The sequence below is a fragment of the Dactylosporangium sp. NPDC049140 genome (assembly GCF_040648435.1).
Genome location: NZ_JBEZDS010000016.1, coordinates 201,226 through 217,974 on the forward strand (window position 1 = coordinate 201,226; position 16,749 = coordinate 217,974).

The following is a 16,749-nucleotide window of genomic DNA, read 5'->3' on the forward strand; positions in this document are numbered from 1 at the left end:
GGCCTCGTAAGCAGCCAATGAGTACGTCGTTGGTACAGCTAAGAGATATTGCTCTGTCACCTGGTTCAGCTTCAGCCGAGCATCGAGGCCGTCGGGCGAGGCGGCGGCGTGAGCGCGTCACCGACCCGGTCGACCAGCAATGCCATTTCGTAGCCGACCTGACCGACGTCGCACGCGCGGGCCGCGAGGACCGCGAACGACGAACCGTCGGAGATCGACATGAGAAACAGGAAGCCGTTGTCCATTTCGACGACAGTCTGCAACACGGCCCCGCCCTCGAAGCAGCGGGACGCGCCCTGCGTCAAGCTCACCAGACCGGACGCGATCGCGGCCAGCTGATCACCGCGGTCGCGGGGCAGGTCGCGAGAAGCAGCCAGCAGCAGACCGTCCGCCGAGACGGCGACCGCGTGGGCGACCCCCGGCACTCGGTCCGCGAAGTTGGCGAGCAGCCAACCGAGATCCTGCGTAGATGTCATGCCTCGTGCTCCTTGCCAACCTGCGAGTTTTGAGGCCCGGCCGAAGTCGGCTCCGGGGTTTTCGAGTCGTCGGACCGCGTGCGGCCCCGCTGAACGCCTCGGTGATACGCCGACAACAGACCGCGCACGGACTCCGGCGTCCGCTTGTGCGCAACGGCGGTGTTCTTCTCAACACCACCTGGAACCAGCTGCGACATCGGCACGCGCTTGGGCAAACCCATGTCGGTCGTCGTGAATTCCTGCGCCTCGGCGATTGCCGCTGCCGCTTGCCATCCTTCGTCTGCCGCAGTGTGCCAGTTTACTGTCGAACCGCTCGACGCCCGGTCGGCCGAACCTCGCGAAGGTTCACCCGGAGTGCGGGTTTCAAATCGCTGCGGCGGGACGTATGGGGACGGCGCCTCACTGTAGGTGACCTCGACCGGCCGAGGGCCGGCCGAGGGCGGCTGAGCTGCCGCCGGAGCCGGAGCCGGAGCGGCGGCCGGGGGCGTCAGGTCTTCCAGGGGCTGGCGCTTGGTCGTGAACCAGGCGGACTCCAGCTCCCGGAAGATCGGCAACTCCATCGTCTCGTCGACGAAGCGCTGCCGGGAATCAGGGGCTTCGCTCTCGCTCGGCGCCGGGTCCCAGTCGAGCCGGACGCGCGGAATCTCCGCGGTCATGTCGACGGGCGCGTACGGCTCCGGCTGCGGCGCGGGCCGCTGCGGCGGCTGGGCGTCGGCCGGGGGCCACGGCGACGGCGGAGCGGCGGGCGCGGGCATGCCCGAGCCGGCCGGGGCGTCGTCGTAGGCGCCGGGGAAGCCGGGGCGCTGCCGCGGGATCGGGCCGCCCGCCTCTTCGGCGTCGCCGTTCTCGCCGTCGGCGGGCCAGGTGTCGTTGGCCCGGCGCTGGGGCAGCGGGTTGAGCCCGCCCGGGCCGCCGGGCGCGTCGTCGCGGTCGCGCCGGTAGGCCTCTTCGCCGCCGGCGTCGCTGACGTCGCCGGCGCCGGTGAGGTCGGACCAGGCAGGCAGGTTGCGACCGCCGCCACGCTCGGCCGGGCCGCGCTCCGCGCCGAGGCCGTTGCGGCCGCCGGCGTCGTGCTCGGGGTCACGGCCGAAGCCGCTCCCGTCGCGCCGGAAGCCGCCCGTGTCGCCACGGCGGAAGCCACCGGTGTCCCCGGTGTCGCCCCGGCGGAAGCCGCCGGGGTCGCCCGTGTCGCCGCGGCGGAAGCCGTCGGTGTCGCCGCGCCGGAAGCCGCCGGTGTCCCCGGTGTCGCCGCGGCGGAACCCGTCGGTGTCCCCGCGCCGGAAGCCGCCGGTGTCCTCGCCGCCGAAGCCGCCGCCACCGGGCGGGAGCGTCGGGCGGGCCGGGGGCGCGGGCGGGGCAGGGCGCGGCGGGGCGCCGTTGGCGAAGCCGTTGACGGTCGGGCGCTCGCCGGTGCCGCCGCCGTTGCTGCGGTCGGGGCGGTCGCCGCCGAAGAGGCCACTGCTGGTCAGTGTGCCGAAGCGCGGGCCGCCGCCGTTGCCGGGGCCGCCACCGGGGCCCGTGCCGGCGCCCGCGAAGCCGCCGCCCAGACCGCCGGGCGTCGGACCGCTCTCCAGCGCCAGGGGCGAGGCGAGCGGGGAACGCGGCGCGGGGGTCGACGGGATCGGCCGGGCCTGCACGACGTCGTTGGGGCCCACGGCGGGCATGCCGGCGGTCGGCATCCCCGCGGCCGCGCGCCCGGAGAGCGCCCGCGGCACGAGCACGCCGGCCGGCAGCGTCATGTCGGCGATGGTGCCGCGCTCGCGCGCCGCCCGCAGCTCGACCTTGACGCCGTGGCGGGCCGCCAGCCGGGCGACCACGACCAGGCCCATCATCCGGGAGACGGCCACGTCGACCATCGGCGGATTGGCGAGCCGGTCGTTGAGCTCGGCGAGCTGCTCGGGCGAGATGCCGATGCCGTGGTCCTCGACCAGCAGCACGGCGCGGTCGCCGACGCGGCGGGCCTCGACGATGACGGCCGAGTCCGGCGGCGAGAACGCCGTCGCGTTGTCCAGCAGCTCGGCGACCAGGTGGACCATGTCGTTGACCGAGTGCGCCGAGATCTCGATGTCCCGGTCGATCATGCCGAACTCGATGCGCGTGTAGTGCTCGACCTCGGACTGCGCGGCGCGCAGCACGTCCATCAGCGGGGCCGGCTCGCGCTGGATGCGCGTGGAGTCGGCGCCCGCGAGGACCAGGAGGTTCTCGTCGTTACGGCGCATCCGGGTGGCCAGGTGGTCGAGCTGGAAGAGCTCGGCCAGGCGGTCCGGGTCCTCCTCGCCGCGCTCCAGCCGGTCGAGGTGGCCGATGAGCCGGTCGACCAGGATCTGGGAGCGGCGGGCGAGGTTGACGAACATGGTCGCGACGCTGGCCCGCAGTGCGGCCTGCTCGGCGGCGGTGCGGACGGCCTCGAGGTGGACGGCGTTGAACGCCTCGGCCACCTGGCCGAACTCGTCGCGGCTGCGGATCGGCAGTGGTTCGGCGATCTGCAGGGCCAGTTGGTGCGGCGACATCTGGGTGGCCAGCGCCGGGTCACGCAGTCGTTGCACCGCCTGGGGCAGGCCGAACTGCGCGACCGTGAGCGCGCCGTGGCGCAGTTCGCGCAGCGAGCGGGCCATCGACCGGGCCACGATCCAGGCGAAGAGGATCGCCAGCAGCAGCATGCCGAGCAGCGCGCCGGCGGTGACGAGCACCCGGCGCTGCAGGTCGTTGCGGGCCGTGGTGGCGCTGTCGATGTTGTGGTCGTCGAACTCGATCTCGATGCCCCGCAGCAGGTTCGCCTTGTTGATCATGGCGTTGTCCCACGCGGTGGCGGTGAAGATGTCGCCCGGCAGCTGCTCGGTGGTCAGCGGGCCCAGCACACCCTCGAAGGTGGAGGCCTCTTTGAGGTCCGAGCCGGACCGCTTCTTGTCGAACAGGTCGCGGTGCCAGGGCTGGGAGTTGGTGCGGAACTGCTCCTCGGCCTGGTCCTGGCCGGTCAGCGCGGACTGGAACTCCTTGCGCAGCTGCGGCGTGAAGGCCCTCGTCGTGAGCGCCCGGATGCCGACGACCCGCTCCAGGGCCACCTGCTCCTTCATCTCCGAGATGGCGGCCGCGGCGCGCATGTCGGCGCCCAGCGACGGGTTGTTCGACAGCTCGGCCGCGCTGTCGCGGATGCTGAGCAGGTCGTCGATCAGCGACTTGTACCGGGCCACCACGGTGCTGGCCAGGATCTCCTTGCTGCCCTCGGTGATCTGCTTGCGCATGCCGGGCAGGTCCTGCAGCTGCGTGTCGATCGTGGCGAGCTGCTTGCGGAAGTCCTCGGGCGGGTCGGCCAGGCCGGACCGGGTGAGCCGGTAGTCCTTGCTGGCGTCGTCGCTCTTCTGGGTCTGCCGCTCGAAGATGCTGCGGGCCTCGACGGCCGCGTCGGTGTTGAGCTGGCCGAGCAGCATGGCCGCGTTGGCCCGCTCGTTCTGCAGCTCGTGCACGAGGGCGGAGGCCTGGGCGGAGAGCCCGGAGAGTGTGCGGGCCCGGTCGGCGTCGTTCGCCTCACCGATGTTGCCGACGAGACCGTTCGTGCCGACCACGATCGTCGCGATGATCGGAACGATCATGATGAGACCGAGCTTGGACCAGATCGGCAGGTCTCGGAGCCGGCCGATCGGGAAACGCAGACGCGACGAGACCGGCTCGTGCGTCGATGGCCGTTTGCTCACTTCACCGCCCTCCGAACCGGCGCCTTGTGAAACAGCAGGCACCCGCGACCGGCCGACCCTACTGGGCCAGACCTCCGAGATTCCACCATGTCCCGTGCCAAGAAGAAAGCCCAGGTCTGCCGCTGCGCTTTATGTGTAAGACTGAAGAGAATGTCCATTTTGAAGGCATTTATACCGAACACTCACCTAGCTCCGGATCATGGCCGGTGACAAATCCGGACATCACGTGAGCTTGGCGTATGCCGGTTTGATGACGTCGTTGATCAGGGCGAGCCGCTCGTCGAACGGAATGAACGCGCTCTTCATCGCATTTACCGTGAACCACTGCAATTCCGCCCAGCCGTAACCGAACGCCTCCACCAGCAAAGCCATCTCGCGCGACATGCTCGTGCCGCTCATGAGCCGGTTGTCGGTGTTGACGGTGACGCGGAAGCGCAGGTCACGCAGCAGACCGATCGGGTGCTCGCGGATCGAGGGGGCCGCGCCGGTCTGCACGTTGGAGGACGGGCACAGCTCCAGCGGAATGCGCTTGTCGCGAACATATGCGGCCAGACGGCCCAGCGCGCTGCCGGTGCCCTCGGCGCCGATGTCGTCGACGATGCGCACGCCGTGCCCGAGCCGGTCCGCGCCGCACCACTGCAGCGCCTGCCAGATGGACGGCAGGCCGAACGCCTCTCCGGCGTGAATGGTGAAATGTGAGTTCTCGCGCTGGAGGTACTCGAAGGCGTCCAGGTGGCGCGTGGGCGGGAAGCCGGCCTCGGCCCCGGCGATGTCGAAGCCGACGACGCCGGCGTCGCGGTACCGGATGGAGAGCTCGGCGATCTCCATCGAGCGCGCCGCGTGGCGCATCGCCGTGAGCAGGGTCCCGACGCGGATCGGGGTGCCCAGCGCGGCCGCCTCGGCCGAGCCGGCCCGGAACCCGTCCAGCACCGCCTCGACGACCTCGGGCAGGGTCAGCCCCGCCTCGAGGTGCTGCTCGGGCGCGAAGCGGACCTCGGCGTACACCACCCCGTCCGCGGACAGGTCGAGCGCGCACTCGCGGGCGACCCGGTGCAGCGCGTCGGCGGTCTGCATCACCGCGACGGTGTGGGCGAACGTGGTCAGGTACCGCTCCAGCGACCCCGAGTCCGCGGCCGCGACGAACCACTCGCCCAGGCCCTCGGGCGTGGCCGCCGGCAGTTCGTGGCCGATCCCGGCCGCGAGGTCGAGGATCGTCGCGGGGCGCAGACCCCCGTCGAGGTGGTCGTGGAGCAGGGCCTTGGGCGCGCGACGGATCTCGTCGAGGGTAGGGGCCGCCGAAGAAGGGATAGCCATGCAACGACACTAGTGGTGTGCAACCCGCCGTCGTCACACATCTGCGCTGTCCCGTGTGCCGCGCCCCCCTCGCCCGCGCCGGCACAGCGCTGCGGTGCCCGCAGGGGCACTCGTTCGACGTCGCCCGGCAGGGGTACGTCGACCTGACCGCCGGCCGGCCCGCCAAGGGCGACACCGCGGACATGGTCGCGGCCCGGGAGTCGCTGCTGGCCGCCGGGCACTTCGGCGCCCTGACCGCGGCCGTGGCCGAGCTTGTCGCGCACGAGCGGCCGGGCCTGGTCGTGGAGGTCGGCGCCGGCACCGCGCACTACCTGGCCGCCGCGATCCGCTCCGGCGGCGACGGGCTCGCGGTCGACACCTCCAAGCCGGCGCTGCGCCGGGCCGCCCGGGCCCACGAGCGCATCGGGGCCGTCCGCGCCGACATCTGGCACGGCCTGCCCGTCGCCGACCACGCCGCCGCCGTCGTCCTCGACGTCTTCGCGCCCCGCTCCGGGGCCGAGTTCGCGCGCGTCCTGCGCCCGGGCGGCGCCCTGGTGGTGGCCACCCCGGCCGCCGGTCACCTGGCCGAGCTCGTCGACGCCCTCGGCCTGATCCGCGTCGACCCGGCCAAGCGCGAGCGGCTGCGGAAAAGCCTGGACCCGTGGTTCGTACCGGCCGGCGAGCACCGCGTCCACGCCCCGCTCGCCCTCACGCGCGCCGACGCCCACGCCCTCGTCGGGATGGGCCCGAGCGCATGGCACACCGACCCGGACGCGATCCGGGCCGCGCTGGAGGGGATGCCGGAGCCGGTCGCCGCCACGCTCGACGTCGACCTCACCGTGTGGCGCGCTCGTACCTAGGTCGAGAGGTCCACCTGCCCCCAGCCCGGGGGCGCGCCGTGGTACGGCCCGGCGAACACCACCGCCCACTCCAGGGCCCACCGCCGCTGCCCCGCCGCGCTCGCGTCCAGCTGCCCCGGCAGCGGCAGCCCCCGCCGTTCGCACTCCCGCAGCGCCCAGTCCAGGCAGTAATACAGGTCCAGCTGCCGGGCCGCCTCGAGCGCCGAGCGCGGGGCGGCCAGGGTGCGCCGGCGCCAGGTGTCGAAGCTCTCGCCCTGGGCCAGGTTGGGCAGCCGCTCCATGAGCCCCTCGGCCGCGCCCCACAGCGGGTCGAGGTCCATCGCGATGCCCAGCAGCCAGGCCAGCGTGAAGAGGGCCTCGACGTGCCGGGCGAACGCGCGCTCGTCGCCGTCGGCCTCGGCGACGAACCGCCATTCCTCCGGCGTGAGCCACTCGACCAGGCGCGCCTCGGCCAGCCACTGCACGCCGAGCTCGGGCGGCAGGCCCCAGGCCCGGGCCAGCACGACGTTCAGGCAGGCGGCCCGGGCCTCGATCGAGGGGCCGGGGCGCAGGTCGACCTGGTCCCCCGGCTCCCAGATCAGCGGGAAGTCGGGCGGGGGGAGGGGGAGCCGCAGGCGGTGCAGCTCCTCGAGGCTCGCCTCCCGCACCCGCTGCGGGTCCGGCGCCGTGGTGCTCATCCGCGCACAATAACCAACCGTTCGGACAGTCTTTCCATCAGGAGATCCGGTCGAGGATGAGGGGCCGCTTGGGCGGGGGCGACGCGGCGAGCGTGACCGCCCCGCGGGCCACCTCCAGCGCCGCCGGCAGCTTCGCGGCGTCCTCCGCCCGCAGCTCCATGAGTACGTCGCCGGCGTGCACGGGGTCGCCCGGCCGGCGGTGCAGGATGATCCCGGCGGAGGCGCTGACCGGGTCCTCCTTGCGGGCGCGGCCGGCTCCGAGGCGCCAGGCGGCCACGCCGACCGCGTACGCGTCGAGGCCCGACACGAACCCGTCGGCCGCCGCGGTGATCGTCTCGACCTCGTTGGCCACCGGCAGCGGGGCGTCCGGGTCGCCGCCCTGCGCCCGCACCAGGGCCCGCCACGAGTCCATCGCGCGGCCGTCGGCGATCGCCTGCTGCGGGTCGGCGTCGCCCAGGCCGACCGCGTCGAGCATCTCCCGGGCCAGGGCCAGGGTGAGCGCGACGACGTCCTGCGGCCCGCCGCCGGCCAGCACCTCCAGCGACTCCTCGACCTCGACGGAGTGCCCGACGGCGCGGCCCAGCGGCGTGTGCATGTCGGTGAGCAGCGCGACCGTGGTCACGCCGTGCGCCTTGCCCAGCTCCACCATGGTGCGGGCCAGCTCCCGGGCGTCGGCGACCTCGCGCATGAACGCGCCCGAGCCGAACTTCACGTCGAGGATCAGCGCCGACGTGCCCTCGGCGATCTTCTTGCTCATGATCGAGCTCGCGATCAGCGGGATCGCCTCGACCGTGCCGGTGACGTCCCGCAGCGCGTAGAGCTTGCGGTCGGCCGGGGCCAGGCCCTCGCCGGCGGCGCAGATCGCCGCGCCGACCGTGCGCAGCTGCTCGGTGAACTCGTCGTTGGACAGCTTCGTGCCGAAGCCGCGGATCGACTCGAGCTTGTCCAGCGTGCCGCCGGTGTGGCCGAGCCCCCGGCCGGACAGCTGCGGTACCGCCGCGCCGCACGCGGCCACGAGCGGCGTCAGCGGCAGCGTGATCTTGTCGCCGACCCCGCCGGTGGAGTGCTTGTCGACGGTCGGGCGCCCGACCTGGGACAGGTCCAGCCGCTCCCCCGAGGCGATCATGGCCGCGGTCCAGCGGGCGATCTCCCTCGGCGTCATGCCGTTGAGCAGGATGGCCATCGCCAGCGCCGACATCTGCTCGTCGGCGACCTCACCGCGGGTGTAGGCGGCGACGACCCAGTCGATCTGCTCGTCGCTCAGCACGCCCTTGTCGCGCTTGGCGCGGATGACGTCCACGGCCGCGAAGCTCATCGGCTGCTCCAGTCCTGTTCGATGCCGGCCGGGCGCGGGGTGTCCCCGGCCCAGCTCGCGGTGCCCTGCGCGTCGACGACGATCACGCGGGGGGTTCGGATACGGCCCCAGTCGACCGCCTCGGCCGCCGTGGCGAAGATCGGGCCCTCCTCCAGGATGCCCACCGGCTCGTCCTCACCGGTGCCGGACGAGCGTTCCCAGTACGACGTCCAGACCTGCCGCCCGTCGGCGATGTCCGGGTGCACGAAGACCGTGCCGCTGCCGACCTTGAGCGCGAGCGCGGCCGGGACCGTGGGGTTGAGGTCGACCTCGCGCTCCTGGATCCGCACGAGGTCGGTGTCGTCGAAGGCGTACGGCAGCAGCGCCGACATCGGCAGCGGCCCGCTCGCGTGGTCGATCAGCAGCGCGGCGCCGCCGTGCTCCCACAGCAGCTGCCGGCAGCGCCCGCACGGCATGAGCGGGCGGCCGTCGGCGTCCACGCAGGCCAGCGCGACCAGCCGGCCGCCGCCGGTCACCTGCAGGCTCGACACCAGACCGCACTCGGCGCACAGGCCGAGGCCGTAGGAGGCGTTCTCCACGTTGCACCCGACGACGACCCGGCCGTCGTCGACGAGCGCGGCGGCCCCGACCGGGAACTTCGAGTAGGGCGCGTACGCCCTTTCCATGGCCGAGACCGCCGCGCTGCGCAGCGCATCCCAATCAACCGGTACAGAGTTCACAAGACCATCATCCGCCGCGGCGATAGGGCTTGCCGTCGGCCGCGGGCATCCGCAACCGCTGGGCGGCGAGGGCGAGCACCACGAGCACGGTGATGTACGGCGCGGCCTGCACGAGCGCCGTGGGGATCTTGTCGACGGTGAAGTACAGGACGTAGGACAGGATGCCGAGCACGCCCGCGGCCACTCCGACCACGGTGTTGCGGCGCACGAACTCCCACACCGCCAGGGCCAGCAGCAGCGCGCCGACGAGGATCAGCAGCGCGTGCACCGACTCCGAGCCGCGGCGCAGCTGCAGCGCGTCGGTGTAGCCGAACAGCGAGGCGCCCAGCGCCAGCCCGCCCGGCCGCCAGTTGCCGAAGATCATCGCGGCGAGGCCGATGTACCCGCGACCGCCCGTCTGCCCCTCGCGGAAGATCACGGAGCTGACCGTCGACAGGTACACGCCGCCGAGGCCGGCCATCGCGCCCGAGATGACGACGCCGTAGTACTTGTACTTGTAGACGTTGATGCCGAGGCTCTCGGCCGCCCGCGGGTCCTCGCCGACCGAGCGCACGCGCAGGCCGAACGGGCTGCGCCACAGCACCAGCCAGGTCCCGATGATCAGCAGCACCGCGAGCACGGTCACGAGCGACACGTCCACGAGCAGGCCGCGCAGCACGCCCGCGAGGTCGCTGACGAGGAACCAGTGGTGCTTCTCCAGGCTCGCCAGCCGATCGACGAACGGCACCGAGACCCGCGGGACGGTCTGGTCGGGCTTGAGCGCGGGCGACTGGGTCGCGCCGGCGCTGCCCCACACGATGAAGGAGAGGTACCGCGTGATGCCCGGCGCCAGCAGCGTGATCGCCACACCGGAGATGATGTGGTCGACGCCGAAGGTCACCGTGGCCAGCGCGTGCAGCAGGCCGCCGAGCGCGCCGCCGGCGATGCCGATCAGCAGCCCGACCCAGGGCCCGTAGTTCAGGCTCCCCCACGCGCCGAACCAGGTGCCGAGGATCATCTGCCCCTCGAGGCCGATGTTCACGACGCCGGCCCGCTCCGACCACAGCCCGCCGAGGCCGGCGAGCCCGATCGGCACCGCCGCCTGCAGCGCGGCCTGGATGGCGCCCTGCGAGGTGACGTCGTCGGCCCCGGTGAGCAGGTGGACCAGGGACAGGCCGATCAGCGTGCCCGCGACGATGAGCAGGATCCGGGCGGTACTCATGCGACGCCGCTTCGGTGCGGCCGGCTCCGCCGCGACGGCGGAGAGCATCGCGTCGGTGCTCACTTGGACTCCTCCGTTACGGGGGCCAGCGGGGCGGAGCCCGCCGGGGCCGCGGTGGCGGCGCCGACCCGCTGCTGCTGCGCGCGCCGGCCGATGCGGTTGGCCAGCTCGTAGGCGACGACCACGGACAGCACGGCGACGCCCTGCATGATCACCACGATCTCTTTCGGGATGCCGTCGAGGTCGAGGATGAGCTGGGAGCGGGCCAGGAAGCCCCACAGGATCGCGCCCAGGGCCATGCCGACCGGGTGGTTGCGGCCCAGCAGCGCGACCGCGATGCCGGTGAAGCCGATGCCGCCGAAGCCCTCGGTGTAGGTGTGCGTCTCGCCGAGCATGCGGGGCAGGTTGACCAGGCCGCCGATGGCACCCGAGATGATCATCGCGGTGATGACCATCCGCTTGGCGCTCACGCCGCTGGCCGTGGCCGCGAACGGGTTGTAGCCGGTGGCCCGCAGGTCGAAGCCGAAGCGGGTGCGGTTGACGGTGAACCAGTACACGACACCCAGCGCCGCGGCGATGGCCAGGAAGCCCAGCACCTTCTGGTCGGTGCCGGAGACGATCGGCAGGCCGGGCATCCAGGAGTTCTCGGGGAGTACGCCGGTGGTCTTGATCTGCGCGCCGGGCTGCTGCACGCCCCAGTGCTCGTTGAGCAGCCAGGTCACCACCTGGCCGGCGATCGCGTTGAGCATCAGCGTGGAGATGACCTCGCTGACCCCGCGCTGGGTCTTGAGCAGCGCGGCGATCGAGGCCCAGATCGCGCCGACGATGGCGGCGACCACGATGATCAGCACGATCCGCAGCGTGCCGGGCAGCCAGCTCATGAAGGAGGCGCTGGCCAGGGCCCCGGCCATGAACGCGCCGATCTTCGACTGGCCCTCGACGCCGATGTTGAACAGGCCCATCTTGAAGCCGATGGCCACGGCCACGGCGGCGATGTAGTACTCGCTGGCCTTGTTCAGGATCTCCACGATCGAGTCCGGCTGCGTGCCGAAGTCGAGCATGTCGCTGAAGGCCTGGCCCGCGTCCTTACCGGTCAGCTTCAGCGCGAGCCAGGAGATCGCCGCGGCCAGCAGCAGCGCCGCGACCGGCGCGATGAGCTGCGGCAGGAGCTTCGCCGGGTCGACGCGGCGCCAGAACGGCGGCGGGGAGGCGGCGGTGATGGTTCCCGCGCTCACGCCGACACCTCCGCAAGCTCCGATGCCTGCGCCGGATCACTGCACCTCTGGTGAGCGGCCACTCCACTTCGTTGCGTACCGCTCACGCCGTCACCTCCGCAAGCTCCGGTGCCGACGCCGGATCACTGCACCTCTGGTGAGCGGCCACTCCACTTCGTTGCGTACCGCTCACGAAGCCTCCTCGGTCGTGGCGCCGGTCATGGCGACGCCCAGCTGTTCGGGGGTGACGGTCGCCGGGTCGGCGTCGGCCACCAGCCGCCCACCGTAGATGACCTTGAGCGAGTCGGACAGGCCGATGAGCTCGTCGAGGTCGGCCGAGATCAGCAGCACGCCCATGCCGGCGATGCGGGCGCTGCGGATGTGGTCCCAGATCGCGGCCTGGGCGCCGACGTCGACCCCGCGGGTCGGGTGGGCCGCGATGAGCACCTTCGGCTCGTGGCTCATCTCCCGGCCGACGATGAGCTTCTGCTGGTTGCCGCCGGAGAGGGCCAGGGCGGCCACGTCGATGCTGGGGGTGCGCACGTCGTACTGCTCGACGATCCGCTGCGTGTCGCGCCGGGCCCCGCCGACGTCGATCAGGAAGCCCCGCGCGTTGGGCCGCTCGGTCTGGTGGCCCAGGATGCGGTTCTCCCACAGCGGCGCGTCCAGCAGCAGGCCCTGGCGGTGCCGGTCCTCGGGCACGTAGCCGATGCCGGCCTCGCGGCGGCGCCGGGTGGACCAGGAGGAGACGTCGTCGCCGCCGAGGCGGATGGTGCCGGTCGCCGCGCGCATGCCGAGGATGGCCTCGGCGAGCTCGGCCTGGCCGTTGCCCTCGACGCCGGCGATGCCGACGACCTCGCCGCGGTGGATGGTGAAGGTCGCGTTGTTCACGACCGGGCGGCCCTCGGCGCCGAGGACCGTGAGCCCCTCGACGACCAGGGCGGGCTCGTCGGTCACGGTGGACTCGCGCGCCTCCGGGCTGGGCAGCTCGCTGCCGACCATGAGGGTGGCCAGCTGGCGGGCGGACACGTCGGCCGGCTTGACCGAGGCGACGGTCGTGCCGCGGCGGATGACCGTGATGTCGTCGGCGACCGCGCGCACCTCGTCGAGCTTGTGCGAGATGAACAGGACCGTGAGGCCCTCGCGGATGAGCTCGCGGAGGTTGCCGAAGAGCTCGTCGACCTCCTGCGGGACGAGTACCGCGGTCGGCTCGTCGAGGATCAGGATCCGGGCGCCGCGGTAGAGCACCTTGAGGATCTCCACGCGCTGCCGGTCGCCGACCCCGAGGTGCTCCACCAGCTCGTCCGGGCGTACGCCCAGGCCGTACCGCTGCGAAATCTCGTTGATCTTGGCTTTGGCCTTCGACCCGATGCCGTAGAGCTTCTCGGCCCCGAGCACCACGTTCTCGGTCACGGTGAAGTTGTCGGCGAGCATGAAGTGCTGGTGCACCATGCCGATGCCGGCCGCGATGGCGCCCTGCGGCGAGGAGAACCGGACCGGGCTCCCGTCGACGATGATCTCGCCCTCGTCAGGCGGCTGCATGCCGTACAGGATCTTCATCAGGGTCGACTTGCCGGCACCGTTCTCACCGACGATCGCGTGGATCGTGCCCTTGCGCACGGTGAGGTTGACGTCGGAGTTGGCCACAACGCCGGGGAACCGCTTCGTGATCCCCTTCAGCTCGACGGCGGATGGTTCCGCGGTCATCCAGGCTCCCTAAAGATGAGGCGGGGGACCGGATCACAGTCCCCCGCCGAGCACCCGATGTCTACTACGAGAACCTACTACTTGGTAGGAACGACGACCTTGCCCGACGCGATGTCGGCCTTGGCCGCCTCCAGCTTGTCCTTGATGTCGTCGACCTTGCCACCGGACGTGGCGTAGCCCACGCCGTCGACCTTGAGGTCGAAGACGGTCGCGCCGGCCGTGAACTTGCCGTCGGCGTAGTCCTTGACGAAGTTGAACACCGCGTTGTCGACCCGCTTGAGCATCGAGGTCATGATGACCGGCTTGAGCGAGGCGTCACTGACGGTGTTGTACTGGTCCGAGTCGACGCCGATGGCCAGGGCCTTCTTGTCCTTGGCGGCCTCGAAGACGCCGGAGCCGGAGCCGCCGGCCGCCGCGTAGACGATGTCCGCACCCTGGTCGTACATGCCGCTCGCGGCGGTCTTGCCGCCGGCCGGGTCGTTGAAGCCCTTGCAGGCGTCGGCCGGGGTCGACAGGTAGTTCGTCAGCACCTTGATGTCGGCCTTGGTGGCCTTGGCGCCGGCGGTGAAGCCCGCCTCGAACTTCTTGATCAGGTCGACCTGGCAGCCGCCGATGAAGCCGACGGTGCCCTTCGTGGTCTTCAGGGCCGCGGCGACGCCGACCAGGTAGGAGCCCTGCTCCTCGGCGAAGGTCAGGTCGGCCACGTTGTCGGCCTTGGTCGCGCCGTCCACGATCGCGAACTTCGTGTTCGGGCAGTCCTTGGCCGCACGGGCGAGCGGGCCGTTCGCGGCGTCGGCACCGTCGTAGACGAAGCCCACGGCGATGACCGGGTTGTAGCCGCTGGTGCAGAGCAGCTTGAGCCGCGAGTACTTGTCGTTCTCGCTCTCGCCGGCGACCGCGGCCAGGTCCTTGACCTCGAGGTTGAGGTCGCTCTTGACCTTGTCCAGGCCCGCGGCGGCGGAGTCGTTGAACGACTTGTCGCCCCGGCCGCCGATGTCGAAGGCGAGACCGACCTTGACGCTCTTCTTCGCGGGCGGTGCGCTGCTGCCGTCCCCCGCGCTGTTCTTGTCATCACCGCAAGCGGTAATGGTGCCCAACGCGACAAACGCCACCGCGGCGGCCGCGAGAACCTTCATCCCACGCACTTGGCGCAAGACGGTCTCCCTTCCCAATGCACCGCCGGAACGCGGTGAACCCAACGGCGGGAGCGTACGCCCTCGCCGGTGCTGAACCACCGTTCGCTGCCGGGTTGGGAGGAGTGCGTTATAGGGCCGTGACGTGCCGACGGCGCTCCCGCCTCGTGGGATCGATCTTGTAACCTCCCAGTTACCGCCAAAACACGGCAACCGCGGCGTTAGCGATCGTTAACCCGACCAAAGCGAGGAAATGGCCGCGGTTGACCTCGTCCCGCTTACGGGAGAAGAAGGCCATGACGAAAATCATGAGCCCGATCACGAGCTTCACCGCGAGCTTGGCCGTCGGCGGCTCGTGATCCCCGCCGCCGCGCAGCGGAGCGGCGAGCCCGAGGCCGGTCACCACCTGGACGATCGCGCCCCAGAGCATGGCCTGGTTGACGCGCAGCTTGCCCGTGAGGTACTGCGCGATCGATCCGCCCAGCAGCATCGCGAAGCCGATCAGGTGCAGAAACAGGAGGATGAGCCGCAAAGGTTCCACCCGCGCAAGGTAGCGGCCGGTTGACTCTCCCCCAACTGGAGGGTCGACCATTCCCGTATGAACATAGGCGAGCTGTCGCGCCTGACGGGCCTGCCGGTCAAGACGATCCGGTACTACTCCGACGTCGGCCTGGTGCCGGAGGCCGAGCGGTCGCAGGCCGGGTACCGCCGCTACGACCACGGCTCGATCGTGCGCCTCGAGTTCGTCCGCACGCTGCGCGAGCTGGGCCTGGACCTGGCCACCATCCGCCAGGTGCTCGACCGCGGGGCGGACCTGCGCGAGGTGGCCGCGGCGCACGCCTCCGCCCTGGGCATCCAGATCCGGGTCCTGCGCCTGCGCCGGGCCGCCCTGCGCGCGGTGGCGGGCCGCGACTCCAGCCCGGCCGACCTGGAGCGCCTGGCCCGGATCGCGCAGGCGAGCGCGGACGAGCGCCGGCGGATCATCGACGAGTTCTTCGACAGCATCTTCGCGGGCGTGAACGAGACCGCGGAGTCGCAGGAGTTCGCCGCGGGCATGCGCAGCGTGTCGGCGGACCTGCCGGACGAGCCGACCGATGCGCAGGTGGACGCCTGGATCGAGCTGGCCGAGATGCTGCGCGCGCCGGACTTCCGCGCGCGCCTGCGGGAGATGGGGCGGCGCAGCTTCGCCCCCGGCGCCCGGCGGATCGTCCCGACCGGCCCGGCCGACCTGAAGTGGTTCATCGACCTCGTCGCCGAGGCGCAGGACCGGGGCTCGCCCGCGCCGGCGGCCGTGGTGGACGAGGTGATGCGGCGGTGGTCCGCGGCGGCCGGCCGGCCCGATGACGCGGACCTGCGACGCGAGGTGGCGGAGGCGATCGAGCTGTCGATCGAGCCGCGGGCGGAGCGGTACTGGCAGCTGATGGCCGTGATCAACGGCTGGCCCCCGATCCCGTCGACCATGCATCGCTGGGCGTGGTTCCTTTCGGCCCTGCGGGCCACGCCGTCCCGGTAGCGTTGATCAGGTGGAGTGGTGGCGGACCGCGGTCATCTATCAGATCTACCCGCGCAGCTTCGCCGACTCCGACGGCGACGGGGTCGGCGACCTGCCGGGCATCACGGCCCGCCTGCCGCACCTGGCCGACCTGGGCGTGGACGCCCTGTGGCTGTCCCCCTTCTACCGATCCCCCATGGTCGACGGCGGCTACGACGTGTCCGACTACCGCGACGTCGACCCGGTCTTCGGCACCCTGGCCGACTTCGACGCCCTGCTCGCCGAGGCCCACCGCCTGGGCCTCCGGGTGATCGTCGACATCGTCCCGAACCACACCTCGTCGGCCCATCCGTGGTTCGCCGAGGGCCGGCGGGACCGCTACGTGTTCCGCTCCACCGATGAGCGGCCCAACGGCTGGCGGTCCCTGTTCGGCGGCCCGGCGTGGACCCAGGTGTCCGACGGCTCCTGGTACCTGCACTGCTTCGACTCCACCCAACCCGACCTGAACTGGGACAATCCGGAGGTCCGGGCCGAGTTCGACGACATCCTGCGGTTCTGGCTGGACCGCGGCGTCGACGGCTTCCGCGTGGACGTCGCCCACGGCCTGGTCAAACCGGACCTCGCGGAGGTGTCGATCTTCGACCAGGACCGGGTGCACGACATCTACCGCGGCTGGCGCAAGATCCTGGACTCGTACCCGGGCGAGCGCATGGCCGTCGCCGAGGTCTTCGACACCGAGCCGGCCCGGGTCGCGCGGTACGTGGCCGCGGACGAGCTGCACCAGGCGTTCAACTTCGACTTCCTCGACGCCCCCTGGGACCCCGCCGAGCTGCGGCGGATCATCGAGGCCTCGCTGGCTGCGGCGGCCGAGGTGGGCGCGCCCCCGGCGTGGAACGCCTCGACGACGTAGCGGCGGGCCTCGGCCCGCAGCTCCCGCTGCCAGGCGGTCGCGGCGGGCCCGCGCCAGTGC

13 protein-coding genes and 1 pseudogene are annotated in these 16,749 nt (G+C 71.9%); 3 read left to right on the top strand and 11 right to left on the bottom strand.

The window, feature by feature from the left end:
- Positions 1–71: 71 nt before the first annotated feature.
- The 3 genes from AB0B76_RS26190 to AB0B76_RS26200 form a co-directional block, all read right to left on the bottom strand.
- The gene (locus AB0B76_RS26190; protein WP_033358336.1) at positions 72–476 is read right to left on the bottom strand and encodes a roadblock/LC7 domain-containing protein; all 405 of its coding nucleotides are present in this window, start codon (positions 474–476) and stop codon (positions 72–74) included.
- Positions 473–4,066, bottom strand: coding sequence for a nitrate- and nitrite sensing domain-containing protein (locus tag AB0B76_RS26195; RefSeq protein ID WP_360380081.1), 3,594 nt, complete (start codon positions 4,064–4,066; stop codon positions 473–475). The genes AB0B76_RS26190 and AB0B76_RS26195 overlap by 4 nt, the downstream gene beginning before the upstream one ends.
- A gap of 324 nt (positions 4,067–4,390) precedes the next feature.
- Complete coding sequence (locus AB0B76_RS26200; protein ID WP_360380084.1) at positions 4,391–5,482, bottom strand: adenosine deaminase; 1,092 nt, start codon at positions 5,480–5,482, stop codon at positions 4,391–4,393.
- Between the two features lie 17 nt (positions 5,483–5,499).
- On the opposite strand from AB0B76_RS26200, the gene AB0B76_RS26205 reads away from it, so the two are divergent.
- The gene (locus AB0B76_RS26205; RefSeq protein ID WP_360380087.1) at positions 5,500–6,321 is read left to right on the top strand and encodes a putative RNA methyltransferase; all 822 of its coding nucleotides are present in this window, start codon (positions 5,500–5,502) and stop codon (positions 6,319–6,321) included.
- Here AB0B76_RS26205 and AB0B76_RS26210 read toward each other — a convergent pair.
- The 8 genes from AB0B76_RS26210 to AB0B76_RS26245 all read right to left on the bottom strand — a co-directional run bounded on the left by AB0B76_RS26210 (position 6,318) and on the right by AB0B76_RS26245 (position 14,828).
- Positions 6,318–6,998 (bottom strand): DUF4272 domain-containing protein, encoded by a 681-nt coding sequence (locus tag AB0B76_RS26210; RefSeq protein ID WP_360380090.1) that lies wholly within the window; start codon positions 6,996–6,998, stop codon positions 6,318–6,320. The genes AB0B76_RS26205 and AB0B76_RS26210 overlap by 4 nt on opposite strands.
- A gap of 37 nt (positions 6,999–7,035) precedes the next feature.
- A complete protein-coding gene (locus AB0B76_RS26215) occupies positions 7,036–8,313 on the bottom strand; it encodes a thymidine phosphorylase (RefSeq protein ID WP_360380093.1) in 1,278 nt (425 codons plus the stop codon).
- A complete protein-coding gene (locus AB0B76_RS26220) occupies positions 8,310–9,032 on the bottom strand; it encodes a cytidine deaminase (RefSeq protein WP_360380096.1) in 723 nt (240 codons plus the stop codon). Before AB0B76_RS26220 ends, AB0B76_RS26215 begins: the two co-directional genes overlap by 4 nt.
- A 7-nt stretch (positions 9,033–9,039) precedes the next feature.
- Positions 9,040–10,296 (bottom strand): ABC transporter permease, encoded by a 1,257-nt coding sequence (locus AB0B76_RS26225; RefSeq protein WP_360380098.1) that lies wholly within the window; start codon positions 10,294–10,296, stop codon positions 9,040–9,042.
- Positions 10,293–11,468, bottom strand: a complete 1,176-nt coding sequence (locus AB0B76_RS26230) for an ABC transporter permease (RefSeq protein ID WP_360380101.1) — start codon at positions 11,466–11,468, stop codon at positions 10,293–10,295. Before AB0B76_RS26230 ends, AB0B76_RS26225 begins: the two co-directional genes overlap by 4 nt.
- 168 nt (positions 11,469–11,636) lie before the next feature.
- Positions 11,637–13,154 carry an ABC transporter ATP-binding protein gene (locus AB0B76_RS26235; protein WP_360380103.1) on the bottom strand — a complete coding sequence of 506 codons (1,518 nt, stop codon included), beginning with the start codon at positions 13,152–13,154 and terminating at the stop codon, positions 11,637–11,639.
- A gap of 77 nt (positions 13,155–13,231) precedes the next feature.
- A complete protein-coding gene (locus AB0B76_RS26240) occupies positions 13,232–14,290 on the bottom strand; it encodes a BMP family ABC transporter substrate-binding protein (RefSeq protein WP_360380106.1) in 1,059 nt (352 codons plus the stop codon).
- Positions 14,291–14,480: 190 nt separating this feature from the next.
- The gene (locus AB0B76_RS26245) at positions 14,481–14,828 is read right to left on the bottom strand and encodes a hypothetical protein (protein WP_360380109.1); all 348 of its coding nucleotides are present in this window, start codon (positions 14,826–14,828) and stop codon (positions 14,481–14,483) included.
- Between the two features lie 57 nt (positions 14,829–14,885).
- Here AB0B76_RS26245 and AB0B76_RS26250 point away from each other — a divergent pair, with 57 nt between their 5' ends.
- Positions 14,886–15,800, top strand: coding sequence for a MerR family transcriptional regulator (locus tag AB0B76_RS26250; protein WP_360380112.1), 915 nt, complete (start codon positions 14,886–14,888; stop codon positions 15,798–15,800).
- Between the two features lie 10 nt (positions 15,801–15,810).
- A pseudogene (locus AB0B76_RS26255) lies at positions 15,811–16,662 on the top strand (alpha-amylase family glycosyl hydrolase); the annotation flags it as partial.
- Positions 16,663–16,749 lie beyond the last annotated feature (87 nt).

Bases quoted from the DNA above. Each gene is read 5' to 3' on its own strand.
- AB0B76_RS26210 (WP_360380090.1), bottom strand. From the start codon at position 6,998: ATGAGCACCACGGCGCCGGACCCGCAGCGGGTGCGGGAGGCGAGCCTC.
- AB0B76_RS26240 (WP_360380106.1), bottom strand. From the start codon at position 14,290: ATGAAGGTTCTCGCGGCCGCCGCGGTGGCGTTTGTCGCGTTGGGCACC.
- AB0B76_RS26190 (WP_033358336.1), bottom strand. From the start codon at position 476: ATGACATCTACGCAGGATCTCGGTTGGCTGCTCGCCAACTTCGCGGAC.
- AB0B76_RS26250 (WP_360380112.1), top strand. From the start codon at position 14,886: ATGAACATAGGCGAGCTGTCGCGCCTGACGGGCCTGCCGGTCAAGACG.
- AB0B76_RS26195 (WP_360380081.1), bottom strand. From the start codon at position 4,066: ATGATCGTTCCGATCATCGCGACGATCGTGGTCGGCACGAACGGTCTC.
- AB0B76_RS26235 (WP_360380103.1), bottom strand. From the start codon at position 13,154: ATGACCGCGGAACCATCCGCCGTCGAGCTGAAGGGGATCACGAAGCGG.
- AB0B76_RS26200 (WP_360380084.1), bottom strand. From the start codon at position 5,482: ATGGCTATCCCTTCTTCGGCGGCCCCTACCCTCGACGAGATCCGTCGC.
- AB0B76_RS26215 (WP_360380093.1), bottom strand. From the start codon at position 8,313: ATGAGCTTCGCGGCCGTGGACGTCATCCGCGCCAAGCGCGACAAGGGC.